This is a genomic window from Arthrobacter sp. MOO21, assembly GCF_057369995.2.
Genome location: NZ_CM170671.2, coordinates 2,224,812 through 2,249,348 on the forward strand (window position 1 = coordinate 2,224,812; position 24,537 = coordinate 2,249,348).

At 66.4% G+C, this 24,537-nt stretch carries 24 protein-coding genes and 1 pseudogene; 11 read left to right on the forward strand and 14 right to left on the reverse strand.

What is annotated here, in order from left to right:
• Window positions 1–37: 37 nt before the first annotated feature.
• Window positions 38–1,075 (reverse strand): 2-hydroxy-3-oxopropionate reductase, encoded by a 1,038-nt coding sequence (locus tag AC2JAJ_RS10270; protein WP_473695698.1) that lies wholly within the window; start codon window positions 1,073–1,075, stop codon window positions 38–40.
• Window positions 964–1,764, reverse strand: a complete 801-nt coding sequence (locus AC2JAJ_RS10275) for a hydroxypyruvate isomerase family protein (protein WP_486415959.1) — start codon at window positions 1,762–1,764, stop codon at window positions 964–966. Before AC2JAJ_RS10275 ends, AC2JAJ_RS10270 begins: the two co-directional genes overlap by 112 nt.
• A 264-nt stretch (window positions 1,765–2,028) precedes the next feature.
• Between AC2JAJ_RS10275 and AC2JAJ_RS10280 the strand changes: the two genes are divergently transcribed.
• Entirely contained in the window at window positions 2,029–3,054 is a 1,026-nt protein-coding gene (locus AC2JAJ_RS10280) for a DUF808 domain-containing protein (protein ID WP_486415958.1), read from the forward strand.
• 93 nt (window positions 3,055–3,147) lie between these two features.
• Here the strand turns inward: AC2JAJ_RS10280 and AC2JAJ_RS10285 are convergent, their stop codons facing one another.
• Together AC2JAJ_RS10285 and AC2JAJ_RS10290 are read right to left on the reverse strand one after the other, a co-directional pair.
• On the reverse strand, window positions 3,148–4,437 hold the full coding sequence (locus tag AC2JAJ_RS10285; protein ID WP_486415957.1) for an MFS transporter: 1,290 nt from the start codon (window positions 4,435–4,437) through the stop codon (window positions 3,148–3,150).
• A gap of 77 nt (window positions 4,438–4,514) precedes the next feature.
• A complete protein-coding gene (locus AC2JAJ_RS10290; RefSeq protein WP_486415956.1) occupies window positions 4,515–5,753 on the reverse strand; it encodes a M20 metallopeptidase family protein in 1,239 nt (412 codons plus the stop codon).
• A gap of 134 nt (window positions 5,754–5,887) precedes the next feature.
• On the opposite strand from AC2JAJ_RS10290, the gene AC2JAJ_RS10295 reads away from it, so the two are divergent.
• Window positions 5,888–6,916 carry an Lrp/AsnC family transcriptional regulator gene (locus AC2JAJ_RS10295; RefSeq protein WP_486416706.1) on the forward strand — a complete coding sequence of 343 codons (1,029 nt, stop codon included), beginning with the start codon at window positions 5,888–5,890 and terminating at the stop codon, window positions 6,914–6,916.
• Between the two features lie 64 nt (window positions 6,917–6,980).
• On the opposite strand, the gene AC2JAJ_RS10300 is transcribed toward AC2JAJ_RS10295, so the two are convergent.
• Window positions 6,981–7,463 (reverse strand): hypothetical protein, encoded by a 483-nt coding sequence (locus AC2JAJ_RS10300; RefSeq protein ID WP_486415955.1) that lies wholly within the window; start codon window positions 7,461–7,463, stop codon window positions 6,981–6,983.
• 488 nt (window positions 7,464–7,951) lie between these two features.
• On the opposite strand from AC2JAJ_RS10300, the gene AC2JAJ_RS10305 reads away from it, so the two are divergent.
• From AC2JAJ_RS10305 to AC2JAJ_RS10330, 6 genes are all read left to right on the forward strand, one after another.
• Window positions 7,952–9,310, forward strand: a complete 1,359-nt coding sequence (locus AC2JAJ_RS10305; protein ID WP_486415954.1) for a cation:dicarboxylate symporter family transporter — start codon at window positions 7,952–7,954, stop codon at window positions 9,308–9,310.
• A gap of 40 nt (window positions 9,311–9,350) precedes the next feature.
• Window positions 9,351–9,650, forward strand: a complete 300-nt coding sequence (locus AC2JAJ_RS10310; RefSeq protein ID WP_486415953.1) for a putative quinol monooxygenase — start codon at window positions 9,351–9,353, stop codon at window positions 9,648–9,650.
• A 49-nt stretch (window positions 9,651–9,699) separates the two neighbouring features.
• Window positions 9,700–10,578, forward strand: coding sequence for a Rieske (2Fe-2S) protein (locus AC2JAJ_RS10315; RefSeq protein ID WP_486415952.1), 879 nt, complete (start codon window positions 9,700–9,702; stop codon window positions 10,576–10,578).
• An 80-nt stretch (window positions 10,579–10,658) separates the two neighbouring features.
• Window positions 10,659–11,291, forward strand: coding sequence for a GyrI-like domain-containing protein (locus tag AC2JAJ_RS10320; protein ID WP_486415951.1), 633 nt, complete (start codon window positions 10,659–10,661; stop codon window positions 11,289–11,291).
• Between the two features lie 140 nt (window positions 11,292–11,431).
• Entirely contained in the window at window positions 11,432–12,097 is a 666-nt protein-coding gene (locus AC2JAJ_RS10325) for a hypothetical protein (protein WP_486415950.1), read from the forward strand.
• A gap of 85 nt (window positions 12,098–12,182) precedes the next feature.
• Window positions 12,183–12,986 carry an MBL fold metallo-hydrolase gene (locus tag AC2JAJ_RS10330; RefSeq protein WP_486415949.1) on the forward strand — a complete coding sequence of 268 codons (804 nt, stop codon included), beginning with the start codon at window positions 12,183–12,185 and terminating at the stop codon, window positions 12,984–12,986.
• 35 nt (window positions 12,987–13,021) lie between these two features.
• Here the strand turns inward: AC2JAJ_RS10330 and AC2JAJ_RS10335 are convergent, their stop codons facing one another.
• From AC2JAJ_RS10335 to AC2JAJ_RS10355, 5 genes are read right to left on the reverse strand one after another with little or no spacing between them, the layout of a single operon-like run.
• Window positions 13,022–14,470, reverse strand: coding sequence for an HNH endonuclease signature motif containing protein (locus AC2JAJ_RS10335; RefSeq protein WP_486415948.1), 1,449 nt, complete (start codon window positions 14,468–14,470; stop codon window positions 13,022–13,024).
• A gap of 51 nt (window positions 14,471–14,521) precedes the next feature.
• Window positions 14,522–15,721, reverse strand: coding sequence for an N-acetylglucosamine-6-phosphate deacetylase (locus AC2JAJ_RS10340; RefSeq protein ID WP_486415947.1), 1,200 nt, complete (start codon window positions 15,719–15,721; stop codon window positions 14,522–14,524).
• A gap of 2 nt (window positions 15,722–15,723) precedes the next feature.
• Complete coding sequence (locus AC2JAJ_RS10345; protein WP_486415946.1) at window positions 15,724–16,515, reverse strand: copper homeostasis protein CutC; 792 nt, start codon at window positions 16,513–16,515, stop codon at window positions 15,724–15,726.
• Window positions 16,500–17,279, reverse strand: a complete 780-nt coding sequence (gene nagB / locus AC2JAJ_RS10350) for a glucosamine-6-phosphate deaminase (protein ID WP_486415945.1) — start codon at window positions 17,277–17,279, stop codon at window positions 16,500–16,502. Before nagB ends, AC2JAJ_RS10345 begins: the two co-directional genes overlap by 16 nt.
• A 41-nt stretch (window positions 17,280–17,320) precedes the next feature.
• Complete coding sequence (locus AC2JAJ_RS10355; protein ID WP_486415944.1) at window positions 17,321–18,571, reverse strand: PTS transporter subunit EIIC; 1,251 nt, start codon at window positions 18,569–18,571, stop codon at window positions 17,321–17,323.
• Window positions 18,572–18,804: 233 nt separating this feature from the next.
• On the opposite strand from AC2JAJ_RS10355, the gene AC2JAJ_RS10360 reads away from it, so the two are divergent.
• Together AC2JAJ_RS10360 and AC2JAJ_RS10365 are read left to right on the forward strand one after the other, a co-directional pair.
• On the forward strand, window positions 18,805–19,035 hold the full coding sequence (locus AC2JAJ_RS10360) for a PTS sugar transporter subunit IIB (protein ID WP_018760887.1): 231 nt from the start codon (window positions 18,805–18,807) through the stop codon (window positions 19,033–19,035).
• Entirely contained in the window at window positions 19,035–19,493 is a 459-nt protein-coding gene (locus tag AC2JAJ_RS10365) for a PTS sugar transporter subunit IIA (protein WP_473695757.1), read from the forward strand. Before AC2JAJ_RS10360 ends, AC2JAJ_RS10365 begins: the two co-directional genes overlap by 1 nt.
• A 6-nt stretch (window positions 19,494–19,499) precedes the next feature.
• Here AC2JAJ_RS10365 and AC2JAJ_RS10370 read toward each other — a convergent pair whose 3' ends face one another.
• Window positions 19,500–20,252 (reverse strand): GntR family transcriptional regulator, encoded by a 753-nt coding sequence (locus AC2JAJ_RS10370; RefSeq protein WP_486415943.1) that lies wholly within the window; start codon window positions 20,250–20,252, stop codon window positions 19,500–19,502.
• Window positions 20,253–20,470: 218 nt separating this feature from the next.
• Here AC2JAJ_RS10370 and AC2JAJ_RS10375 point away from each other — a divergent pair, with 218 nt between their 5' ends.
• The gene (locus tag AC2JAJ_RS10375) at window positions 20,471–21,328 is read left to right on the forward strand and encodes a hypothetical protein (protein ID WP_486415942.1); all 858 of its coding nucleotides are present in this window, start codon (window positions 20,471–20,473) and stop codon (window positions 21,326–21,328) included.
• 66 nt (window positions 21,329–21,394) lie between these two features.
• Here the strand turns inward: AC2JAJ_RS10375 and AC2JAJ_RS10380 are convergent.
• The 3 genes and pseudogenes from AC2JAJ_RS10380 to AC2JAJ_RS10390 all read right to left on the reverse strand — a co-directional run.
• Window positions 21,395–21,667 (reverse strand): annotated as a pseudogene (locus tag AC2JAJ_RS10380) (C4-dicarboxylate transporter DctA); the annotation flags it as partial.
• A 78-nt stretch (window positions 21,668–21,745) separates the two neighbouring features.
• A complete protein-coding gene (locus AC2JAJ_RS10385; RefSeq protein WP_374226132.1) occupies window positions 21,746–23,002 on the reverse strand; it encodes an SLC13 family permease in 1,257 nt (418 codons plus the stop codon).
• 214 nt (window positions 23,003–23,216) lie between these two features.
• The gene (locus AC2JAJ_RS10390; protein ID WP_486415941.1) at window positions 23,217–24,335 is read right to left on the reverse strand and encodes a PrpF domain-containing protein; all 1,119 of its coding nucleotides are present in this window, start codon (window positions 24,333–24,335) and stop codon (window positions 23,217–23,219) included.
• Between the last annotated feature and the right edge of the window lie 202 nt (window positions 24,336–24,537).

Consider the following 24,537-nt stretch of genomic DNA (forward strand, 5'->3'; position numbering starts at 1 on the left):
GTCTGTGTCGAAGTGCCCCGTTTTGGCGGGGCTGCTCCTACTTCCTGCCGCTGAGCTGGAGGACCTGCTTGAAGAGTCCGGAGTGGTCCAGTGCGCCGTCGCCCTGGTTGACGGTGGCGGCGACGAGCTGAGCGACGACGGCGCCGAGGGGGATAGCGACGTTGGCTTCGCGGGCGGCGGAGGTGACAATGCCCAGGTCCTTGTGGTGCAGGGCCAAGCGGAAGCCGGGGTCGAAGTTGCGGTCCAGCATCTTCTGGCCCTTCTGGTCCAGGACCTTGGAGCCGGCCAGGCCGCCGCCGAGGACCTTGAGGGCTGCGTCGGTGTCCACGCCGTAGGCCTCAAGGAAGGCGATGGCCTCGCCGAGGACCTCAATGTTGACGGCGACGATCAGCTGGTTTGCAGCCTTGACGGTCTGGCCGGAGCCGGAGGGGCCCACGTGGACGATGGTCTTGCCCACGGCGTTCAGGACGTCCTGGGCGTCGTCGAAGTCCGCCTTGTCGCCGCCGACCATGATGGAGAGGACGGCGTCGATGGCGCCCTGTTCACCGCCGGAGACCGGAGCGTCGAGGGGGCGGATGCCGGCTTCGCGGGCTTCGTCGGAGAGGCGCTTTGCCACGTCGGGGCGGATGCTGGAGGCGTCGATCCACAGGGTGCCCTGCTTGGCGTTGGCGAAGACGCCGTCCTTGCCGCTGACTACGCCCTCGACGTCGGGGGAGTCCGGCACCATGGTGATGACGACGTCGGCATCCTTGACCGCGTCAGCGATGCTGGAGGCGCCCTTGCCGCCTTCGGAGACCAGCTTGTCGATCTTGTCCTGGCTGCGGTTGAAGCCGGTGACGGTGTGGCCGGCCTTGACCAGGTTGATGGCCATGGGCAGGCCCATGATTCCGAGGCCGATAACTGCAACGTTGCTCATGATGGTTCTTCTTTCTGGAAAGTCTGTGGGGGCGTTGGTGGCCGTTTTCAGCGGCTGATGCGCTCGCGGATGGCCCAGCTGAAGGCCGTCTCCTGCGGTTCCTTGTACTCGAGGCCGATGTAGCCTTCGTAGCCGAGTTCGCGGCTGCGGGCGATCCATTCGCCGAGCGGGAGGGTGCCGGTGCCGGGGGCGCCGCGGCCGGGGTTGTCGGCGATCTGGATGTGGCCGAAGTCCTTGGCATGGTTTTCGATGACGGCTTCAACGTCGTCGCCGTTGACTGCCAGGTGGTAGAAGTCGGCGAGGAGCTTGATGTTGCCGACGCCGGCCTCGGCCTTGACGCGGGCGATGACCTTGAGTGCGTCGTCCGCGGTCAGGAGCGGATACTTGGGTGCGCCGCTGACGGGTTCGAGGAGGACGGTGCCGCCGATGCGGGCGACGCCTTCGGCAGCTGCCGCAAGGTTCTTGGCGGCGAGCTCGTCCTGCTCTTCGGGGGTGAACTCGTCCTGTCGGTTGCCGTAGAGCGCGTTGAAGGCCTTGCAGCCCAGGCGTTCACCGATGCCGGCCACCACGTCGATGTTGTCATTGAACTCGGAGCAGCGGCCCTTCCAGGAGACCAGGCCGCGGTCACCGCCGGGCATGTTGCCCGCGTTGAAGTTCAGGCCGGTGAGCTGGACGCCGGCGTCCGTGATGGCGTTCTCGAACTTGGTGATTTCGCTGTCCGCGGGGACCGAGGTTTCGAAGGGCCACCAGAACTCGACGGCGTCGAAGCCTGCTGCCTTGGCTGCGGCGGGACGCTCGAGCAGGGGCAGCTCCGTGAGGAGGATCGAGCAGTTCACTGTGTACGTCATCGTAGGTCCTTCCGAGGGAGGGGCTTTGATCTATCTTCCCTTGCTTCCGGCATCTTGACCGTTTCCGCTTTGTGGAATTTAGATTCTGCTTTATGAAAAGTGTAGGGAACGTGGGGCGGGGGAGTCAAGGGGAGGGCGGGTGGGGGCGCTGCTGGGAAGCCGGCAGGTCGGGCGGCCAACATATACTCCGAGCATGCCAATCATGCGCCTCGACCGAGACCTTCAAGTGACGCCATCAACCTCCGGGCACTGCGGAGCGAACCAGTGAGCGGCGGCCTCGTAGCCTTGCTCGACGACATCGCCGCCTTGGCGCGCATCGCAGCCGCATCGGTGGATGATGTGGCCGCCGGGGCAGCCAAGGCCGGCACCAAGGCGGCGGGCGTGGTGATTGACGACGCCGCGGTCACGCCCCAGTACGTGTCCGGGGCCGACCCGTCCCGCGAACTGCCGATGATCAAGAAGATCTTCTGGGGCTCACTGCGGAACAAGCTGCTGATCATCCTGCCGGCACTGCTGCTGATCAGCGCCGTCATCCCCTGGATCATCCCGTTCATCCTCATGCTGGGCGGCACCTACCTCTGCTACGAGGGCGCGGAGAAGGTCTGGCACAAACTGCGCGGCCACCACGAGGCCGACGAAGACTCGCCTGCCGTGGACCGGGGCGCCGACGCCGAATCCAAAGTCGTAAAGGGCGCCATCACCACCGACTTCATCCTGTCCTGCGAGATCATGGTGATCGCCATGAACGAGGTTCCCGATGCCTCCCTGTGGGTCCGGGCGCTGATCCTGGTCGTCGTGGCGATAGTGATCACCGTGGCCGTCTACGGCGCCGTCGCCCTCATCGTGAAAATGGACGACGTCGGCATGCACCTTGCCGCCAAGGACTCGGCAAGCTCCCAGCGCTTTGGCGAAATGCTGGTCCGGGGGATGCCTGCCGTGCTGGGTGCCATCACCTTCATCGGGACGATCGCCATGCTCTGGGTGGGCGGCCACATCATGCTGCAGGGATCGCACGATCTCGGCTGGCACGCGCCGTACGACCTGGTCCACGCCCTCGAGCACCCGTTCGCCGGAATTCCCGTGGCGGGCGGCTTCCTTGCCTGGCTCGTCAACACCCTCTGCTCCGCGGTGCTCGGGGTTCTTTGGGGCGGCATCGTCATGGCCGTCCTGACGCCGTTGCTCAAGGCACTGCCGTCCAACAAGGCCAAGGCGAAGGACAGCCATGCGGAGGGTGGCAGCCACGCCGCCGCCCAGCCGCCGGCGAAAAACGACGGCGACATGGCCTCCTAGCCGCGGTCCAGCGCCGGACGCGAATGAAAAAAGAACAGCGACGACGGGCTCCGCACCAGACCAGGTGCGGAGCCCGTCGTCGCTGTGGAGAACCTAGTGCTGCAGGTCCTTCCCCTTGGTTTCGGGAATGGTGAACACGAAGACCGCGCTGACCGCCAGCAGCAGCACTGCGTACACGTTGAACACCTGCGGCGCCCCCAGCGAGGAGCCAAGCCACTGCTGCAGGTACGGCGCGGTCCCGCCGAACAGTGCCACGCAGATGGAGTACGGCACGCCCACGCCCACGGTACGGATCGACGTCGGGAACAGCTCGGCATAGACGGCCGGCACAATGGCGGCGCTCGCGGCGATGAAGACCAGCATCACGGACATGGAGACCGCCAGCTGCCAGGCGGAATCCTTCAGCAGCAAGGTCATGGGGAAGTGGAACACCGCCGAGCCGACGGCGCCGGCCAACAGCACCTTCTTGCGTCCGATCCGGTCCGACAGCTTGCCCCACGCCGGCAGGGCGGCGATGAACACGATATTGGCGACTACGCCGGCCCACAGCGCCTCGCCGCGGTCGATCTTCAGTGCGGTGGTGGCGTAGCTCGGTGCCACGACGCCCCAGATGTAGTAGATGACGGTGAGGCCGACAGTCAGGCCGATCACCTGCAGCGCCTGCTTGCGGTGGCGGACAATCTGCGGCCAGATGGGAGCGCGCTTCTCCGCCAGGGCCTCACCCTCGAAGGCCTCCGTCTCGTGCAGGCGGGACCGCATGATCAGCGCGTACAGCCCCATCGCGGCGCCGATCAGGAACGGAATCCGCCAGCCCCAGGCGTTCATTGCCTCGGTGCTCAGGGCCATGTTGAGGACCGCGCCCAGCAGTGTGCCGAACAGGATGCCCACCGTCCCCGACGTGTAGATCAGGGTGGCCCAGAACCCGCGGTGCTCCTTGGGTGCCATTTCGGAGAGGTATGTCTGCGACGACGGCAGTTCGCCGCCGTGCGCCAGGCCCTGGACAAGCCGGGCCACCAGCAGCATCAGTGAGGCGAACGCACCAACGCTGGCGAACGTAGGCGCGATGCCGATCATCAGGCTGCCCAGCGAGGCGAGCCCGACGGCGAGGGTCATCGACGCTTTCCGGCCCACCCGGTCGCCGATCCAGCCAAACAGGAAGCCGCCGAAGGGGCGTGCCACGAAACCGACGGCGAAAATCGCGAGGGTGGAGAGCACGGCCGACGCCGGATCCTGCTTGCTGAAGAGCTGGCTGGCGATGAACGGGGTAAACGTGGCGTAGATGGCCCAGTCGTACCATTCAACGGCGTTTCCGATGCCGGTGCCGACGATGGTCTTCGCAGTGGACATGCGTCCAGTCTGTGGCGTGGTTGCTGTGACTGACATGATCTTCTTCCTGGGTGTTGTTTCGTCTGGGGTGGGACGGGCGGCGGCGCTGCCGCCCTTCGGTGTGCTGCCCATGGTCAGGAGGCCTGCGAAAGCGCGGCCAGCCGGGAAACAGCGAGTTCGGCGTAGAGTGCTGCCCCGTCAGCCAGCACGCCGTCGTCGAACGTTGCGTACGGGGAGTGGTTGAACGGCGATGTGGCCGGGTCCCCGCCCGGGGCGACGGCGCTGAGCCCGACGAACGTGCCGGGCACCTCGGCCAGCACCCGGGAAAAGTCCTCGGACCCGCTCAGCGGCGTGGCCCAGCGTGAGAGGCGGCGCTCGCCGAAGAGCTCCGTAATCACCTTTTCGGCGGTGTGCGTTTCGTCCTCGTCGGTGATGGTGAGCGGGTATTCCTGCAGGTAGTCGACGGCTACCTCCACCCCGTGCGCCGCGGCAATTCCCTTGAGCAGGCGCGGGACGGCCTCCATCATCTTCACCCGCGATGCTTCGGAGAATGTCCGGATGGTGGCCTCGATCCTGGCCGACTCCGGGATGACATTGCGTTTGGTACCGGCGTGCAGCACCCCCACGGACAGGACCACGGGATCGAACATGTTGAACTGCCGGGTGACCATGACCTGCAAGGCAGTCACCATCTCTGCGGCAACGGTGACGGGGTCCTTGGCGGAGTGCGGCGCGGAGCCGTGGCCGCCGGCACCGAGCACTGTGACCTCAAGCCCGTCGGAGGAGCTGAGCATGACGCCGGGCTTGGTGCAGAAGGTGCCGTGCGGTTCCAGCGAGGAGAAGACGTGCATGCCGTAGGCGGCCTGGACGCGGGGTCCGGCGGCGTCGAGGACGCCTTCGCGCAGCATGTAGCTGGCGCCGTCGAACCCTTCCTCGCCGGGCTGGAACATCAGGACGACGTCGCCCTGCAGCAGGTGCTTCTTCTCGGCCAGGAGGGTGGCGGCTCCGGCAAGCATGGAGGTGTGCAGGTCGTGGCCACAGGCGTGCATGGCGCCGTCCGCCTGGGACGTGAAGTCGACACCGGTCTTTTCCTGGACGGGCAGCCCGTCCATGTCGGCACGGAGCAGGACGGCGGGGGCAGCGCCGTTCCTGTCGCCGTGGGCAGTGCCGCCCGGGTTGCCTCCGCGCAGGACCGCGGTGACCGACGTCGTTTCCTTTCCCAGGGTGACCTCATACGGAAGACCGTCGAGCGCCTGCAGGACCCTTTCCTGCGTGCGGGGGAGGTGGAGGCCGATTTCGGGCTGCCGGTGCAGGTCGTGGCGCAGGCGGGTGAGGTCTTCCTGCAGGTCTTTGGCATCGTCGGCAATGGGCACGTGTACTCCTCGGCAGTCGGCATCAGGGCTTGTGGACTATTCTGAAGTGGTGTGGTTCACAATCCGCGAAAGCGCAGGAATTATGCTGCAAAGCAGGCTCATGATCAGGATCCGTGCACATCGTGGGGGCGGCTTTGGAGCTCGCTGAGGAGGACCTTGCCCTGATCCAGGTCCTGCAGGCATCGCCGCGGATCGGATGGGCGGATGCGGCCAAGGTGCTGGATGTCCACGCCACCACCCTTGCCGCCCGCTGGGAACGGCTGAAATCCGGTGGCTCCGCCTGGGTTACGGCGCACCTGGCCGGGGATCCGCGCCAAATGCTCCTCGCCTTTGTGGCAGTGGACTGCGAGATGAACCGCAGGGAAAGCGTCACCGCCCAGCTCGCCGCCGTCCCGGAGATCGTTACCGTGGAGGAGGCGGCCAGCAACCGGGACCTGATGCTGACAGTGATCACGCGCTCGCTGGAGGAGTTCAGCGAAAAGATCATTTCCCGGCTCAAGGCGATTGAGGGCCTGACCAAGTATCAGGTGGCCCTGTGCACGCGGCTGCACAGCAGCGGGGACGACTGGCGGCTGAACGTCCTGAGCCGGGCCCAACTCGCAACATTGCGGACCCTCGGACCCCAGGCCGTCGCGGAGGAGGCGAAGGCGGCTGCCGGCCAGCTGCCGGAGAGCCACCTGGACCTGCTGCCGTTCCTGGCCCGGGACGGCCGGGCCACCGCGGCGGAGATCGCACGGGGCCTGGGCCGCCATCCGGCCACCGTCCAGCGCCAGCTGAACCGGGTGCTGGCCAGCGGGATCCTTTCGTTCCGGTGCGAAATAGCCCAGCGCTATTCCTCGTTCCCGGTGACCTGCCAGTGGTTCGTCAACGTGCCGGCCGGACAGCACGAGGCGGCGGCCGCCGGAATCCGCACCATCAGCAACGTCCGGCTCAGCGCCTCCACCACAGGCCCCACCAACTTCGTGATCATCATGTGGCTGCACACGCTCGCGGATGTCATGTCCGCGGAGCTGGCGCTGCAACAGAAGGTCCCCGGCATCGACATCGTCGAGAGTGTGGTGATGCTCCGGACGGTCAAGCGGGTGGGCTGGATGCTGAATGAAGATACGACGGCGAGTGGCGCCGTCGTGCATGCCGGAAGCCTGGGTGCCGCCGCGGACTGAAGCAACGACAAAGCGGGAGCCAGAGGCGGTGCCACTGGCTCCCGCTTTGCGCGGGGTAAAACGCTTAATGCCCGTGATGGTCCACTTCCACTACGGCGCTTTTCTCCCATGCGGTCCAGTCAGACCAGTGTCCGCCGTGGTTTTGCACCCGGAACGACACGAGTTGGTAGACCTCTTCACCCTTGCGGTGATGGTCGCCGACATCGACCCGGTAGTGAAGAGTCCTTGCGTCGTCGTGACGATCAAAGTCAACGGTGACCAGCCGTTTGGCGAGGAGGTCGTCGTCGTGATGACCTCGCTCGTCCTCGTAGACGCGCTGGCGGATCTCGACGGTCTTTTCGCCGTTGCAGTCGACCTTGATACTGAAGTCGACGTCGTCGCCGTGGAGGTCCTTTGGATCCAGCGGGTCCACCGTACAGCCGTAGCGGCTCGTTTCCGCGCTGGCAGGCGCGGCCATTGCCGCGGAAGCCCCGAGCAGGCCCAGGGAAAGGACTGGAACCAGGGTGATCTTTGCCCTGGTTGACCGGTTCATTGGGGTGTTGGACATCTTGTTGCTCCTCAAAGGATGCGAATACCTTTGCGGGCAGGCTTGAGGCGGTCGAGTGATGAGCGTGTTGTGATAGACCAGTGCGGCGGCGCCGCCTGCCCGTCCCATTTCAAACAGCGCGCCCGGCAGAGGGGGCGGCTTCGGCTCCGGATCCCTTTATCTATGGGCATCCGGTTGTTTAATCATCCGACTGTATTTGGGGGGATGCCAGAGGGGTGCCTACCCTACCTGTGGGTATTCTTCAAGACTTGCGGTGCCCTGCTATTCCTGCTGGATCAGTCCCGCTCACCGGTTCCAGGAAAGCGCTCCCGGTCAACTTAATAGTTCCGCATTGCGGATTTATCTTTCCGGAAACATGGCCTTCCTACTGTTGCTCACGACCCTGCGGCACTACTGTGCCGCCAGTCCCTCAACGAACAGGCCCCGGCATGAACACCATAGCCACAGCACCCGCTCCGCAATCCGGCCCCGCGGCGCGCAGGAAACCGATGTACAAGTCCCTTTTCTTCCAGATCATGCTGGCGGTCATCGCAGGCATCGTGATCGGCCATCTCTGGCCGGATCTCGGCGCAGGACTGCGCCCCCTTGGTGACGGGTTCATCCAGCTGATCAAGATGATCATCGCCCCGCTGATCTTCCTGGTGATCGTCACCGGCATCGCGGCGGTCAGCGACGTCAAGGCCGTCGGCCGGGTGGGTATCAAGGCCTTGGCCTATTTCACCGCCGCGACGATGTTCGCGCTGGTATTCGGCCTGGTGGTGGGAAACCTGGTGCAGCCGGGCGCGGGCCTTAATATCGACCCCGCCAGCCTGTCCCAGGACGCCCTCAACGCCAAAACCTCCACGGCCCCGCCGAAGGATGCCGGCACCTTCCTGCTGGGGATCATCCCCACCAGCGTGGTGGGCGCATTCGCCAGCAACAGCCTCCTGCAGGTCCTCTGTTTCTCCGTGTTCTTCGGGGCCGCGATCGTCGTCGTCGGACGTGAACGCTGCCTGCCGGTGATCACACTGCTGGAGACCGTGCTTGAACTGTTCTACAGGATCATGGGCTGGGTCATGCGGATGGCACCGGTTGGCGCGTTCGGCGCCATGGCGTTCATTATCGGCCAGTACGGGCTTGGTTCCCTGGGCACGTACGCTCTGCTGATCGCCGCCTGCTACGGCGCCGCGGTGGTGTTCATCGGGCTGCTGTTCGTGGTGGCGTGGGCTTACCCGCGGGTGCCGCTCTGGCAGTTCATGAAGTACACGCGGGAGGAATTCCTGCTGGCCCTCGGCACGGCGTCCACGGAGTCCGTGCTGCCGCGGATCATGACCAAGCTGACCAATGCCGGCTGCTCCCGCGCCACCACGGGCCTGGTGGTTCCCACCGGGTACTCCTTCAACCTGGACGGTGCCGCCCTGTACCTTTCCATCTCGCTGCTCTTCCTGGCCCAGGCCTTCGGTTATAATCTCGACCTGGGCCAGCAGCTCGCGGCCCTCGGCGTGCTGATGCTGACCTCCAAGGGCATGGCAGGGGTACCCGGCTCCGCCTTCCTCGCCCTGTCCGCCACCGCAGGTGCCCTGGGCATCTTCCCGGTGGCCGGCGTCGCGCTGCTCCTGGGTGCCGACCGGCTGATGGACTCCATGCGCGTGGTGGTGAACCTGCTGGGCAACTGCGTGGCCACGTTCGTGGTGGCCAAATGGGAAGGCCAGCTCGACCGTAGCGCCATGCTCCGCGCCTTTGCGGGGGACTCTGCAGTTGCAATGGATGGAGCCGTGTCCTCGGAGGCCCCAGCCGGCGCCGAACGTTCATCCGGGCAGGCCGTACCCGCCGAGCCCACACCTGCTTCGCCCGTGGCGGCCCGGTAGCCTTCCCCAAATTGTCGGGGCCTTGCCGCAGACTTTCCCTATGACCTTTGCGAATGTGGGAACCCTTGGAACAAAGCCCGGGCAGCGCGACGCACTCGTCGCCATCCTCCTCCGGCCCAAACCCGGGCTCAGGGAAGCGGGGTGCCTGCAATACGAAGTGGGGATCAACGACGACGTGCCGGACACCGTGTTCGTCTGCGAGCTCTGGGAATCCGCCGAAGCGCACCAGGCCTCCCTCCAACTGGACAGCACGCGGGCGGCCATTGCCGAGGCCAAGCCCCTGCTGTCCGGCGAGAATGGCGGCCACCGGTTTACCGTCCTGGGCTCGCCGCTGAGTTAGGTTGTTGCGGCGTGCGAGTGGATCGCGGCAAACGGGGTAAGGGGGACACATGAAACCGTTGCCTGCACTTGAGCTCGTCACCCGTTTCGAGGACGCTGAATGGCTCGACCCGTTGGCCAAGAGCGTCCGGAAGATCGTCAAGAAGGTGGTTCCTGCCCGCTGGGCACGCGATGTCCTGCACGGCGTTCCCATTGGTCACCCCGTGCACCCGCTTGCGGTCCAGGTGCCGATCGGCGCCTGGGTTTCCGCCGGCGTGCTCGACGCCGTCCCGGGAGGTGAAAAGGCTGCGGGGCTGTTGATCGGCGTGGGAACCGCGAGCGTGTTGCCGGCCGCGCTGGCCGGCTTTACCGACTGGTCGCAGCTGCACCCGCAGCAGCAGCGGGTTGGACTGGTGCACGCCGCCGCCAACGTGACGGCAACCAGCCTGTATGTTGCCTCGTTGGTGCAGCGGGCCCGGGGAAGCCAGGGCAGTGGGAAGGTGCTGGCGTACCTGGGGCTGGCAACAGTGAGTGCCGGTGGATTCCTGGGCGGCCACCTCACCTACCGGCAGGCGGCCGGCGTGAACCACAGCGAGGAAATCCCGCACCGCTTCCCGTCCGGCTGGCACCCTCTCGCACCGCTGTCGGAGCTGCCCCAGGGCGAGCTGCAGAAGCGTGACGTGGCGGGGATCCCCCTGCTGGTGCACCGCGACGGAGACACGGTGGACGTGCTGTCCGACGTCTGCAGCCACCTTTCCGGGCCGCTGCACGAAGGCAAGATCAAGGACGACGGCGGGGACCCGTGCGTCGTCTGCCCCTGGCACCGGAGCACCTTTTCGCTGCGCACCGGCGAAGTGAAGGCCGGACCCGCGACGTCCAGGCAGCCGCGTTTCGAAACCCGGGTGAGCGGCGACGTCGTCGAGGTGTGCCTTCCCGGCGCGGACGGGTAGAAAGGCCGTTCGGCCCTACTGGCTGTGGTGGTGCCGCGTCACACTGGGTCCAGGGCGGGGTCCAAGGGAGTGCATGCACCGTGAGCAATCTTCGGCAGGACACCGCAGACCTCTACAAGGCGCGCAAGGGATCCGTTGACTTCGTTGACGTTCCCATGCTCCTTTACGCGGTGGTGCGCGGCGAGGGCGACCCCAATCGGCCGGCGTTCGCCGAAGCTCTGCAGGCGCTCTTCACCATCAGTTATGCGGCGCACTTCCGCGTGAAGAAGGAGTCCGGCGCCGTCACGAAGATGATGCCCCTCGAGGCCCTGTGGTGGTTTGACGATCCGGCCCAGGGGGAGCCTGTCGAAGCCGTCGCTGCCGGCTTCGCGGGCATGTCCGGTGGGCGGGAATCGTGGCGGTGGCAGGCCATGATGGTGCAGCCCGAGCCTATCGACGAAGCGTTGCTCAAGCGGGCGGTGCAGGATTCCAGGCCCAAGGCACTGCCGGCGCTGGACCTGCTGGGCTTTGAACGATGGGAAGAAGGCCGCTGTGCGCAGACACTGCACGTTGGTCCCTACGCCGACGAAGGTCCCACGATCGCCAGGCTCGATGCGGCCATAACAGCGGCGGGGCTCAAAGTCAGGGGGCGGCACCATGAGATCTACCTGGGCGACCCGCGCCGCAGCGCGCCGGAGAAGCTGCGGACGCTTATCCGCCACCCTGTGGCGTGACTGCACGGCCACCAGTGAGGACGTGGGAAGTCATGACAGACGGGGGCGTTCGAAGACTTGCAGGATGGACAGGCCTGGGAATGGTGGCCTTTTCATTGGCCCAGTTCCCGCTCTATCTCATGCAGGATCCATCGATTGGGATGTATGACGGTGCAGCCGACTCCGCAGAGGCGCTGCGGTTGCGGAATGTCATCTTCACCCGGGTGCTGCTGGACCTTTTCCTGTATGCATCGGGTATGGTTTTCGCCGCAGGACTGGCGCACCTGATCCGCCGTGCGGATCCCCTCCACGGCTGGGCAGCATCGCTGGTGATGGCCTCCATGTCGGTCTGGCTGGGGGTGACGCTGGTAGCCAACGGTTTCGAAGGCGGCCTCGCTCTCGACGCCCAGGCGCCGGAACCCGACCCTTCCGTCAACAGGGCGTTGACCATGGGCTACGTCCTCATCTACAACAGCTCCGTGGCCTTCACGATTACCGCCCTCTTTATTGGTTCCGCGGGATACGGAGCAGCCTCTGCACGCGTCCTGCCATCATGGACCCGATGGGTGGCCTACGGGGCAGTGCTGCTCTGTGCGGCGGCCGTGCCTTCGATGTATGCCGGTCCGGCCGAACCCACTGGTTTCTATAACGCTGCCGGGTGGGGGCCGGTGGTCATCGCCAACTTCCCCCCGCTGATCTGGATTGTGATTGCTTCCGCGCTGCTCCTGCGACGGCCGCCATCAACAGTCCGGCCGGGATTGGCCCCGTCCGAGTCCTCGAATTCCGATAAGGGCGGCCACGGAAAGGGCCAGCCATGGGCGTCGTAAGGGAAGCGGGACCACGATGATGCGTGTCAGTGAACCCCGCGAGATCGCTCCCGGCGTCTTTCTCCTCACCGCAGGCAGGGGGCCGATGGCTTCGAACCTGTACGTGGTGCGTTCCGGCCCTGCCTGGATGCTGGTGGACACTGGATGGGCGGGCACTGCGGAACCGGTACGCCGGGCAGTGGAGCGTTTGCTCGGGCCCGATGCAAAACCAGTCGCGATAGCGCTGACGCACATCCATCCCGACCACTCCGGCGGTGCAGGCGCCTTGTCCCGGTTGTGGGAGGTGCCGGTGTACGTCCATCCTGCGGAGCTGCCGATGGCCGCCGGGAAGTATCTTCCTGAGTCCTCAATGCCGTTGGACCGATGGATCACCGCGCCACTGATGCGCCTGCTGCCTGCACGGAGGCGGCGCGGGATCGAGGCTGCCGGTGACATTTCCGATGTCGTGCGTCCATTGGGCGCCCGCGGCGAAGTACAGGGGATGCCTGGGTGGGCCGCCGTCTCCGCACCCGGGCACACCCCAGGCCATGTTGCCTACTGGCGTTCCAGCGACCGGGTCCTGATTACCGGCGACGCGGTGGTGACCGTCAACCTGAACACCCTCCAGGGGATCCTGCTGGGAACGCCCGACCTGGCGGGTCCGCCGCGCTACACCACCTGGAACTGGAAGGCCGCGGTGGAGTCCATCGCTTCGCTCGCCAACCTCGGCCCCGCCCTGCTGGCGCCAGGCCATGGACAGCCGCTGGCCATAGCTGTTGCTCCGCGGTTGCGGGGGCTGGCCGCGGGGAGGCGCAGGCAACGGAAACGGCTGGGCCAGCGGGCGGGGGCGCCCAAGGCCGCATGGGAAAGGCTCGTCGGGCTGCTGGCCAAGAGGGGCGTGCAGCCGTAGGAGCGTTGATGTGGCAAAGGGCGGCAGGAGCCCTGTCACGAGGCGAGCTGCTCCAAGAGTGCTTCTTCCAGGAGGCTTCGTTTCCCTGGCAGTATCCCCGGGGGCCAGTGGGTTGGTTCTCTGTCGTGTTGTTCGGCTGTGTAGGTGCGGCCGGTGGGTGAGGTCCAGCCGGGTGGTTCATTCGTGGTGGCGGGGGTGGGGGTCCAGCCGCTGGTGTGTTTGAGGCGGTGGTGCTTGGGGCACAGCTGTCCCAGGTTGGAGGCGCCGGTTTCTCCGCCGTTGTGCCAGGCGGTGAGGTGGTCGGTGTCGTTGTCCAGTGATGGGTTGGTGCAGCCGGGGAAGGTGCATTTGCGGTCGCGCATCCTGATCCAGCGTTTGATGGTCTCGGGGAGCCGGTAGCTTCTGCGGCCGATTTCCAGGGGTGCGCCGTCGCGGGGGTCGACGAGGACGCGGTAGAAGGAGTCGGCGCCGTCGGCGATCAGTTTGAGTGCCATGGAGGCGGGGATCGGCCCGTGGCCGTCGAGTTCGGCGGGTTCGTCGGTGAGGCCGAGGAGGGATAACACCGGAACCATCACCAGCACATCCGCCCTCGGGACGGGGACCTGGCCGGGGTCTGCGTTGTCCGAGTGGAGCGAGCTTCCGGCGCCGAGGAGCAGGCTGGCGGCGATGTCGGGGCGGAGTTGGGTGATGGTGCGTGGTTCGTCGGGTCCTTGGAGGCCGCGGGCGGTGGCGGTGGTGCGGTTCCAGATCGCTGAGGCGGTGTCGCCGGGGAGGTAGAGCGTCACCCGGGCCATGCCGTCCCGGTCGGGCCGGTATTCCATCCGCCGGTCGGCGGCTCCTTTGGTGTGGCGGGTCTCGATCGATTCGGGGTGGTGCCGTTCGCGCCAGGCGCGGGCCTTGGCCCGGAACCGTGACGGCACAAGTTCGCCGGGGGCGGCTCCGCGGGCAGGGTTCGGGGCGTCGGGGTCGAAGAAGTGCGCCACCAACGAGGCCGCACCGGCAGGGCTGAGGCCCTCGGTTTCATCCACGACGACCTGCTGCCACGACACCGCCCCGGCGGCCAGCGCGTCCATGACCGGCGGCAGCGAGCAGACCTGCTGCGACTGGTGGACGAACGCCCCTGCGGCTGCCGAGCTGATGGTCAGGACCCCGGCGATCTCCTCCACCGCGGACATTTCCGCGTAGGTGCGCTCCGGCACGGACGCCTCCGGAGGCGTCATCGCCTGCTGGATCGCGATGGAATCGGCCGCGTCCTGCGCTTTAGCGGCGGCAATCATTGCCTCCAGCTTCGAGTACCCGGCCAGCCGCTCCAGCCGGATCCCGTACTGCCGCTGCAACACATCCACACCGGAGCCAGCACCGTCGGCGCCAGCGGAGGAAAGCGCAGCCTCCTCCAGGAACAGTGCATCAAGGGCAGCAACAGAGGCATGAACACCCTCCATCCCCGCCCCTGAACCGCTCACTGCGCCGCCGCTGATTCCCATACGAACATCATCCATCGAGGCACTGACATTCAAAGCTGGAGCCGGCAGAGGTCAGGAGGGTGCGGCGGCCCATTTCCCTCCGCGCAGCACCCCGGCCAGGTTCAGGTCCCGGTCAAGGACCACGACGTCGGCCCGCATCCCTTCGCGCAGGTCACCCACCCGCGCGGCGATTCCCAGGACGGAGGCTGGGACTGCTGACGCGGACACCACGGCGTCACGAAGCGGAACGCCGGCGGCAACGGTGGCCCGGACAACGTCCAGCAGGGTCGCGGTTCCACCGGCGATTGCACCGGTGCCATCCACCCGGGCAACCCCCTGGTCCACTGTCACCGCCAGGGAGCCCAGACGGTACCTGCCGTCGGCGAGGCCGGTGGCAGCCATGGAGTCGGTGACCAAGGCAATGTTGTCCGGTCCCACCAGATCGAACACGAGCTTGACGGTCTCTGGTGCCAGGTGGACGCCGTCACCGATCAGTTCCACCACTGCCGTTCCTGCCCGCGCCGCATCGAGGCTGGCCGACACCGGCCCGGGGGAGCGGTGGTGAAGGGGAGGCATCGCATTGAACAGGTGGGTGACCGTGGGCCGGTGCCTGCCGGTGGAATGTCCTGGCGCACCCAGGCCCGCGGCTGCCTTCGCAAGGAACGCCGCCGCCGTCGTATGGTCCGCCGCCGTGTGCCCCAGCGACGGAACGATTCCGCGGGAAACGAGGAGTTCCACCAGTCCGGCGGCGCCGGGAAGTTCGGCCGCCACCGTCATGGACGCGAGGGACGGGCCCGCCGCACCGAGCAGTTCCGCCACCACTGCCATGTCGGGTTCCAACAGGAGCCCGGGGTCGTGGGCACCGCACTGCAGCGAGGAGAGGAACGGTCCCTCCAAGTGGGATCCTGCAATCAGCCCCAGGCCCGTCAGCTCCCGCAGCATCGTTAGGTTCCGCACCAGGTCCGCTGGCTTTCCCGTGACCAGGCTGGCCACCATGGTGGTGGTTCCCCGGCTGTGCAGGTAGTGCGCCGCCCGCTTCGCACCGTCCAATGAGCCTTCCGAGAAGTCCGAACCGTAAGCGCCATGGCAGTGCAGGTCCACCAGCCCCGGGACCAGGACCCGGCCGGCCGGTGCTTCCGCTGGAAGCACCCCGGGAAAATCCGACGCCGGCCCGGCGAAGGTGACCAGCCCGCCGTCGACCGCCAAGACCCCGTCCGCAATGTCCAGCGAGGCTGAGACGATCCGTCCCCGAAGAGCCAGTTCATTGCCCACTGCTACACCCCTTCCGTCATCGATGCTCCAGCGGCGACGGCGGCGGCCATCCGTGCGGCCAGGCCGGGGTCTGCTGCGCCGGCCCGGCCCCCGCCCGAAGCGCCACTGTGCCGGAGGCGCGCCGAGGTGTGCACGGCATGGACACCCGCTTGAAGCAGCGACGGTACCAGCCCCAGGGTCACACCCCCGCCGGCCATGATCTGTACGGTGGGCGCGTGCCGGCGTCCCTCTTCCACAAGCCGGCGCAGCATCTCCAGGCCTGCAGCGCAGTCGGGGCCGCCACCGCTGGTCAGGACCCGGTCCACGCCGGCCTGCTCCAGCCGGGACAGGGCCGCCGCCGGATCCACGCCGGACGCCAGGGCTGCGTCGAACGCGCGGTGGAACGTGACCTCGGCATCGGGCCGCAGCGACCGCACGGCCTGCACGATGCGCCGGATGGCTGAAACGTCCGGGCCGCCGTCGGGCGACAACACACCAACCACGACGCCCGCAGCGCCGGCACGCACAACGGCGGTGGCGTCCCGCTCAATCACGTCCAGTTCGGGGGCGGAATAGGTGAAGTTTCCCGGCCGTGGCCGCACCAGGACATGGATGGGAAAGCCCAGGCTGCACGCCTGCTCCACTGCGCCGGTCCCCGGCGTGATGCCCCCTGTCTCTGCCAACGCGGCGCACAGTTCCACGCGGGCGGCGCCAACGGCGGCGGCCAGCCGGACTCCGTCGCTGTTTTCCACCGCAAGCTCCAGCTGCGGGACCGTGGCCGTGGGCAGCCGGCTGGTGCTCAGAGTCCCTGCCATGCCGGCTTCCGGCCGAACGTGTCCTGGTAGTACCCGCGGTGGGCGAGCCGCGAGGCCGCGGCCTCGTCCACGAGTACGGAAACGTGCGGGTGCAGTTGCAGGGCAGAAGCCGGGCACACGGCCGCGACGGGACCTTCGACGGCGGCAGCCACCGCCTCTGCCTTGGCCTCGCCCATCGCGAGCAGCAGCAGGTGCCGTGCCTCCCGGATGGTTCCCAGCCCCTGCGTCAGCACATGGTCCGGGACATCCTCCACGGCAGTAAAGAAACGGGCATTGTCCTGGCGGGTCTGCCGGGTCAGGGTCTTGATCCGCGTGCGGGAGGCGAGCGAGGACATGGGCTCGTTGAAGCCCACATGGCCATCCGTGCCGATGCCCAGGACCTGGATATCCACCCCGCCTGCAGCCGCGATCCGGGCCTCGTACCGGGCCGCCTCGGCCGCGGGATCGCCTGCCAGGCCGTCCAATCCGTGCACTGTACCGTCGCCGAAATCCACGCTTTCGGTGAACTCCTTCCGGATGAACGAGTGGTAGGACTGCGGATGCGCCGCCGGCAGGCCCACGTACTCGTCCAGCAGGAAGGCCTGCGCGGCGGCGAAGCTCAGTCCGTCTTCCTGGTGCCGCCGGATGAGCTCCTGGTAGGTGCCCAGGGGTGTGGAGCCGGTGGCCAGTCCCAGGACGGACGGCCCGCGCCGGACCTGCTCCTCGATGGCGTCCGCGGCCGTGCGTGCCACGTCGTCAGGGGTGGGAAGGATGATGATTTCCATGCTGGATGTGCTTTCGGTTGGAGGTCTGTTGCCCGGGCGGGTTACTTCGCGGCTTCGGTTTCCACCGTGACTTCATCGTCCTCACGTCCGGGCGTGCGCAGGTTCCAGCGCTTGATGACGAAGGAAAAGAGGAAGTAGTACACCACGGCGTATCCCAGGCCAATGGGAATCAGCAGCCATGCGTTTTGCGCTTTGCCGAAGTTGAGGACGAAGTCGATCAGGCCGGCGGAGAACGTGAAGCCGTGGTGGATGCCCAGCGCGTTCACCAGGGCCATGGAGGTGCCGGTCAGTGCGGCGTGGACGATGTAGAGCGGGAAAGCAACGAACATGAAGGAGTACTCGAGCGGTTCCGTGATGCCGGTGAAGAAGGCGGTGAGTGCGGTGGAGAGCATGATGCCGCCAACGATCTTCTTCTGTGAGGGCTTGGCGTGGCGCCAGATGGCCAGGGCCGCGGCGGGCAGGCCGAACATCATGATGGGGAAGAATCCGGCCATGAAGATGCCCGCGCTGGGGTCGCCGGCGAAGAAGCGGTTCAGGTCGCCGCGGACAAGGTGCCCGGACGCATCGGTGTAGTCGCCGATGAGGAACCAGACGCCGGAGTTCAGGATGTGGTGGAGGCCGGCAGGGATCAGCATGCGGTTGGCGAACCCGTAGACACCGCCACCCACCACGGCGTTGCCCGCCACGGCCTGGCCGACTGCGGAAAGGCCGGCGTTGAAGAGCGGGTACAGGAGGGCCAGGACGACGCCGGCCACCAGGCTGGTCACGGACGTCAGGATGGGCACCAGGCGCCGGCCGCTGAAGAAACCGAGGAAGTCGGGCAGCTTGGTGCGGTAGAACCGCTGCCATAGCCCGGCCGACAGCAGGCCGACCACGATTCCGGCGAGGACGCCGTAGTTGATCATGGCCGGCTTGCCGGCCGGGTCCAGCTGGCTGGCCAGGACCAGCGGCGACATGGCCTTGAAGACCCCGTCGATCACCATGTATCCCACTACTGCCGCGAGGGCGGTGGAGCCGTCCGCCTTCTTGGCCCAGCCAACGGCGATACCGACTGCGAAGATGAGCGGCAGCCAGGTGAAGACTGCGTTGCCGGCCGCGGAGATGACGGCGGCGCCGCCTTCGAAGCCGGGGATCGCGCCGAGCAGGTCGGCCTGGCCGATGCGCAGCAGGATGCCGGCGGCGGGAAGGACGGCGATGGGGAGCATGAGGCAGCGGCCCAGCCGCTGGAGTGTGGCGAAGACCCTGTTTGGCTTCTTTTCTGGCGCCAGGGCTGTGGTCTCGGAAGTTGTCATGATTGCACCTCTGCGGGGTATGGGTGGGGGCTTGTGGAAGAGCGGTTCCAGCCGGTACTGTCTGGTTATGACCAGTTCAGTGTGATTCATCCCACGGTCGCTGTCAAGGAACGGATATTCCCTCCAGGGCAAGCTGGCCGGCGGCAGATGAAGCCATCATTGGTCGTACCCCAGGCCGCCGGCCGGGGTTTTGGAGGATGTGCTCCGTGCGGGCACCGGCAGGAAGGGCAGCAATGTCCAAAGCAGAAAAGATCATTGAAGGCCTGGGTGGGGCCGGGAACATCGTGGAAGTAGAGGCGTGCATCACGCGGCTTCGCACTGAAGTCAAAGATTCATCGCTGGTGAATGAAGCATCCCTCAAGGCTGCCGGAGCCCATGGCGTCCTGGCGGCCGGCACCGCCGTGCAGGTGATTGTTGGCCCCGAGGCGGACACCCTCGCCGAGGACATCGAGGACCTCCTCTAGTGGCGCAGTCCTTGATGGTCCATGCCCCGATCGGCGGGTCCGTGGTTCCGCTGTCCGATGTGCCGGATCCCGTCTTCGCCGGCCAAATGGTGGGTTCCGGCGCGGCGGTGGAACCCCCGGCGGGTGTGGCGTTCGACGTCGTCTCCCCCGTAGCGGGGAAAGTGGTCAAGCTCCTGCCCCACGCCTTCGTGGTGGTTGAGTCGTCGGGCCGGGGCGTCCTTACGCACGTGGGCATCGACACCGTCAAGCTCAAGGGTGAAGGTTTCAAGCTTTTGGTGGCCCAAGGTGACACCGTTGCAGCGGGCGAGCCTGTCATGCATGTCGACCCCACCGCAGCCCTGGCCGCGGGCTACTCGATGGTGAGTCCCGTCGTCGTCCTGGATACAAAGCCGGACGCCGCCACCCTGCTGGCCGCCGGAACGGTGGCAACGGGCGCTTTGCTGTTTTCGCTCGGCTGACGCCGGTTACAGCCTGACTTCCATGGTGAGTGAGTAGCGGTCCGAGCGGTACCAGGAGCGCGAATGCTCGATGGCCAGGGCGCCTGAGTAGGACACGCGGTCAAACGCGAGTACCGGTGCCCCTGTTCCAGTTCCGAGGAGCGCCCCGACATCAGCCGGGGCTCCCTCGGACCGGACGCTTTGGCGTGCCCGGTCGATCTGGTGCCCAAACTGTGCGGCCAGGGCCTTGTAGACCGAGCCGGTGAGATCGATATCCAGCAGTCCCGGCGCATGCTGGGGGTTGTACCAGGCGTCGTCCACGCTTACCGGCCGGCCGTCCGCAAGGCGGAGGCGCTTAAGGTGGTACGCTTCCGCGCCCGGAGCAAGGCTGAGCGCATCCGCTGTGTCCTCCGGGGCTGCGGCGTGCTCGGCCACCAGAACCACGGTGCTGGGAACGTGGCCCAGCGCCTCCATCTCCTGTGTGAACGAGGCGAGGTGCAGGGTGGACTGGACGGGCGAGTCTGCCACGAAAGTGCCCTTGGCGGGGACGCGCACCAGGTGCCCCTCATTGACCAGTCGGCCGATCGCGGCCCGCACGGTGATGCGGCTGACGCCATAGGCGTCCATGAGGGTCCGTTCGCTGGGTAGCCGGGCCCCGGGCTCGAGTTCTTCCTTGGCGAGCTTAAGGATGATGAGGCGGAGTTGTTCATGCTTAGGGATCTGTGAGTTGTTGATGGGCGCGGTTGCCGCCTGCGCCGTGCTCCCTGGTGTGGCGGACATCCCAGCCCTTCCCTTGTCTGGAGCGGTCCGGTTAGGACCACTTTCTCGGATTATTCCACATGAGGCCGTTCCGGACGCGATGCGCCATTGCGGCTGCTGGTGATGTGCCTTCGCCTTCGGAACGCGCCCAAATATGGTTCCCCTGCTATTTGCGTCTGCCCGGTAACCCTTTACAGTGGAAACACTAAGCATGCTTTCTAATTCTGGAGGTTGACCTGATGCGAAAAGTTTCCGCGCTTGGCATGATGACCGCGGCCCTGCTGGCCCTGGCCGGCTGCTCGGGAGGTGGCGGCGGCTCCGCGAGCCCTTCCGGTACGGCGACGGCTTCCGCGTCCGCCAGCAAGACCGCCGAAGCCAAGGTGTACTCCGAGGACGAGCTCCGCAACCTCATCTCGGGCATGAAGGACGATGACGGCAACGAGCTGAAGCTCTACTCGAAGGAGCAGGTGGACCAGGGCGGGAACATCGCCAACCTGCTGATGAGTACCGCAACCATCGATCCGAAGGAGTGCAAGGACATCGCGACCGCTGGCCTGCTGGACAAAGTGGAGAACGGTGACGTCGCCGTCGCGCTCTCCCAGGGCAACCAGCCCCGCACGCTCTCCGCACAGTCCGGCGGCAGCGGCCCGGATGCGGTGAAGACCCTGGAGGACATCAGCGGCAAGATGGGCCAGTGCGCAAAGTTCTCGGTGTCTGCACTCGGCCAGAAGTACGACGTTTCCAGCGAAGAACTGAAGGCGGAGACCGACGCGGACAAGACGTTCGGCACCGTCAGCACCCGGAGCGGGGACAACCAGCAGAAGCTGATGCAGGTTTCCGCCGCCCAGGGACGCTTGCTGGTGGTTGCCACCAAGAGCGGCACCGACCTGGGTGACAAGGACCAGAAGGAGCTTGAGAACCTCATCAACGATGTGTTGGCGAAGGCAGGGGGCGGCGCAACCTCCACCGCCACCAGCTCTTCCGGCGGTTCAATGGGCACATCCTCCCCGAGTGCCACGTCCACGGCCTCGTCCACGGCTTCGCCGACGATGTCCTCCGGAGTGGGGACTTCGCCGTCTCCGAGCGCTTCCCGGTAGCGGGGGCTAAAAAGGGAGGGGCAGGACCTTCTGGTCCTGCCCCTCCCTTTCTGCGTTGTGGGGTGCCTACTCGGGTTTGCTGCCGAGTCCCACGCGGTTGCTGTTGACGACGGGAAGCTCGGTGACCATCTCGGGGGTGGGTGCGCCGCGGAACTTCGGCGACGGATCCTGTCCCGCACTGAGCCGCTCGAGCTCCTGGCCCTCGAAATCCTCTTCCTTGCCCAGCAGGATCGCCGAATCGTGGTTGGTGATCTCGCCCCTAAAGGCGCGCAGCATGACGTTGCGGTCGAACTGGCCCTCCCACTTGGAGACGACGAACGTGGCCACGCAGTTGCCCACCTTCGGCACAGAGTGCCGCCACGGCAACGGCCCGCCGGCTTTCGCCGACGGGCCGTCGATTCACTGCTGGGCAGGTGCCTACATGATGCCGGTGGGAACCAGCAGTGCCCATGCCAGTGCCGGGGCCACCAGGACCACGCCACCTGCGTAGAACATGAGCTGCTTGTACACGCGCTGCCGGTCGTCGTCGCGGGCGTTGGCCACCACCAGCGCACCGTCGGTGGAGAAGGGGGAGACGTCGACGACGGTGGCCGCGATGGCCAGCGCGGCAACGGTTCCGGAGGCGCTGAGGGAGCTCGTGGCCAGCAGCGGGCCGGCGAGGGGAATGAACGCGGTCAGCAGGGCCGTGGACGATGCGAAGGCGGAACCGACGCCGATCACGTAGCACAGGACCAGGGCGATCAGCAGCGGCGCACCCAGGGCCAGGGCCTGCTCGGCGAGGGTATCGATGACGCCCACGTGCTCCAGCAGGGATACGTAGGTGATCATGCCTGCAACCAGCAGGACGGTGGACCATGAGATGCCGCCAATGAAGGTCTTGTGCTCCTTGATGTTGATGAAGGCAAGGAGCAGGCCGGCGGAAAGGGCAACGAAGCCAATCGGCATGCGGAAGCCCAAGGTGCACACCAGCATCGCGGCGATCAGTGCCAGCGTCAGGATCTGCTGGCCGTGGGGGCGGCCGGCGGAGGACGTGTCGATATCCACGTGCACGCCGCTGGCGCCGTCACGCAGCTTGCCGATCAGGGCGAACACGATGATCGTCAGCACGGAGAGAATAAGGTTCAGGGCGAAGCTGGCCAGGAACAGGCCGCCCTGGGAGATCGGGAAGTCGTTCTTCAGGGCAATGTTGTGAACCAGCACGCCGGCCACGGACAGCGGGGAGAAGCCGCCGGCGTGGGCACCGTTGATGATGAAGGCGCCCATGACCACCGGGTGGATGCGGGACTCGTAGGCGAACCCGATGGCCGCGGGAGCCAGCAGCGCGATGGCAGCCGGCGAGAAGGTGCCCAGCGCGGTCAGTGCCGCTGCGATCAGGAAGAACACCCACGGAAGCAACAGCGTCTTGCCGCGGACCATGCGCACGCAGCCCTTGACGATGATGTCGATGGTGCCGTTGCGCTGGGCCATGCTGAAGAAGTAGGTGACACCGATAATGGTCAGGACAATGCTGGCGGGGAATTCCTCGAGGATCTGCTTGTCCGACATCCCCAGCATGAAGTAGCCGACGCCGAACGAGGCCACGAGCCCCATCACACCAATGTTCAGCGGCCACTTGGTGGCGACGACGAACATCACCACAAGGATGACCAGCGGAATGATCTGGGTGGCTGTCATGGTCGGCTCCGAACTCGTGGCGGCAGCCTGGTTGAAGATGCCGCCGCCGAAGAACAGGGCAATTACAGCCAGGATGGCCACGCCGGCCACCGTCCACAGCAGGATACGGCGCCGGGAGGAAGTCCGTGCGGGACGCTCGTCCAGTGTGTCGTTTACGGGCGCAGCGGTGCGCTCCGCATCCTTGGTCAGAAGGGTCTTAGTCATGATGGGCTCCTCAAAGGGTAGCGCCCGCGAGGGAAGCGGCGACGTCGCTGCCGGTCACCTCGGGCAGATGGATGATGGTGGTGGCGATGGTGCGGGCGGTGCGGTCGACCCCGACGAGCAGGCTTCCGGCGTGCTCCTCGCTCCAGGTCTCGATCACCCCGGCGGGAGTGCGGAGGCGCAGCGTGCTTCCAGTGGCGTCAACAGTCAGGACGTTAAGCACCGTGCCGGGCGTGCGGGCGGCCAGTGTCAGTGCGATGCTGCCGGTAATGGCCAAGGCGGGATGGGGCTTGCCCATCGAGAGCATCATGACGTTGATATCGCATGCCGGGTCCGCGTCGGTCCGCGGGCCAACGATGGCGACCTTGGGGATGGCGCGTGCCGCTGCCGCAGTGGTGGGAGCCAGTCCCATCCGGACCGCTGCCTGCCGGCGGATCTGTTCCAGCGTGCCGAGCTGTTGCTCCACGCCCGCCTGCCAGCTGTCGTAGCGGCCCGTGTCAAGGCCCAGTTCCCCGGCCTGGACCATCACAACGGGAGCTCCTGCATCCACCATGGAGACTGTCCAGCGCGTCCCGCCGGCTGTGATCACATCGGTTGAAGCACCGGTGGGCAGCAGCGCCCCGGTGGTCTTGCCGGCCGGATCCTGGAAGCCGAGCCCCACGAGGTGGCCCGGGAAGGGGACTCCGGGCATCTCCGCGGCGGGGGAGTCCGGCAGGCCGCCGTTGGGCGTGGCCACGCGCTGCACGATGATCTGGCCCGTGTTGGTGTTGCGCGTGACAATCCGGGTGACGTCCCCGGTGGGAACCACCCACCCCTTCTCGATGGCGTACAGTCCCACCACCGCGGAGCAGTTGCCGCAGTTGCTGCCCCAGTCCACGGCGGCCTCTTCGATGCCCACCTGGGCGAAGGTGAACTCGATGTCCACACCGTCCTCGGCCGGGCGGTGCAGGATCACTGCCTTGCTGGTAGTGGACGTCGCTCCGCCCACCCCGTCGATCTGGCGGGAGTCGGGGCTCCCGAACAGGCGGGGCAGCAACACGTCCAGGCCGACGCCGCCTTCCTGGAGGTGCCCAGCCTCAAACACCCAGCACTTGCTGGTGCCGCCGCGCATCCATTCCGCTTCAAACCTCATTGTTGTCCCACATCTCCTTGTGCCTGGTTTCCTCTGGGGCGCCTACATCGAGAATGAGCCAGCTCACAAATTAAGACAATGTTCGATACTTGTAGAGGGTTGTAGGATTGCTTCAATCACTTGCAACAGAGGGTGAGCGAAGGCAAAAATGCCGGCCGGTTCCCCGGATTTTTGGCTGTTTTCCCAGGTCCTTGCACTGATC

Excerpts from the sequence above, each read along its gene's own strand:
- AC2JAJ_RS10300 (WP_486415955.1), bottom strand. The coding sequence starts at position 7,463 with ATGTCCAACACCCCAATGAACCGGTCAACCAGGGCAAAGATCACCCTG.
- AC2JAJ_RS10370 (WP_486415943.1), bottom strand. The coding sequence starts at position 20,252 with ATGTCCGCCACACCAGGGAGCACGGCGCAGGCGGCAACCGCGCCCATC.
- AC2JAJ_RS10345 (WP_486415946.1), bottom strand. The coding sequence starts at position 16,515 with ATGGCAGGGACTCTGAGCACCAGCCGGCTGCCCACGGCCACGGTCCCG.
- AC2JAJ_RS10335 (WP_486415948.1), bottom strand. The coding sequence starts at position 14,470 with ATGGGAATCAGCGGCGGCGCAGTGAGCGGTTCAGGGGCGGGGATGGAG.
- AC2JAJ_RS10360 (WP_018760887.1), top strand. The coding sequence starts at position 18,805 with ATGTCCAAAGCAGAAAAGATCATTGAAGGCCTGGGTGGGGCCGGGAAC.
- AC2JAJ_RS10330 (WP_486415949.1), top strand. The coding sequence starts at position 12,183 with ATGGCTTCGAACCTGTACGTGGTGCGTTCCGGCCCTGCCTGGATGCTG.
- AC2JAJ_RS10390 (WP_486415941.1), bottom strand. The coding sequence starts at position 24,335 with ATGAGGTTTGAAGCGGAATGGATGCGCGGCGGCACCAGCAAGTGCTGG.
- AC2JAJ_RS10385 (WP_374226132.1), bottom strand. The coding sequence starts at position 23,002 with ATGACAGCCACCCAGATCATTCCGCTGGTCATCCTTGTGGTGATGTTC.
- AC2JAJ_RS10375 (WP_486415942.1), top strand. The coding sequence starts at position 20,471 with ATGCGAAAAGTTTCCGCGCTTGGCATGATGACCGCGGCCCTGCTGGCC.
- AC2JAJ_RS10285 (WP_486415957.1), bottom strand. The coding sequence starts at position 4,437 with ATGTCAGTCACAGCAACCACGCCACAGACTGGACGCATGTCCACTGCG.
- AC2JAJ_RS10275 (WP_486415959.1), bottom strand. The coding sequence starts at position 1,764 with ATGACGTACACAGTGAACTGCTCGATCCTCCTCACGGAGCTGCCCCTG.
- AC2JAJ_RS10305 (WP_486415954.1), top strand. The coding sequence starts at position 7,952 with ATGTACAAGTCCCTTTTCTTCCAGATCATGCTGGCGGTCATCGCAGGC.
- nagB (WP_486415945.1), bottom strand. The coding sequence starts at position 17,279 with ATGGAAATCATCATCCTTCCCACCCCTGACGACGTGGCACGCACGGCC.
- AC2JAJ_RS10355 (WP_486415944.1), bottom strand. The coding sequence starts at position 18,571 with ATGACAACTTCCGAGACCACAGCCCTGGCGCCAGAAAAGAAGCCAAAC.
- AC2JAJ_RS10325 (WP_486415950.1), top strand. The coding sequence starts at position 11,432 with ATGTATGACGGTGCAGCCGACTCCGCAGAGGCGCTGCGGTTGCGGAAT.
- AC2JAJ_RS10310 (WP_486415953.1), top strand. The coding sequence starts at position 9,351 with ATGACCTTTGCGAATGTGGGAACCCTTGGAACAAAGCCCGGGCAGCGC.
- AC2JAJ_RS10270 (WP_473695698.1), bottom strand. The coding sequence starts at position 1,075 with ATGGATCGCCCGCAGCCGCGAACTCGGCTACGAAGGCTACATCGGCCT.
- AC2JAJ_RS10315 (WP_486415952.1), top strand. The coding sequence starts at position 9,700 with ATGAAACCGTTGCCTGCACTTGAGCTCGTCACCCGTTTCGAGGACGCT.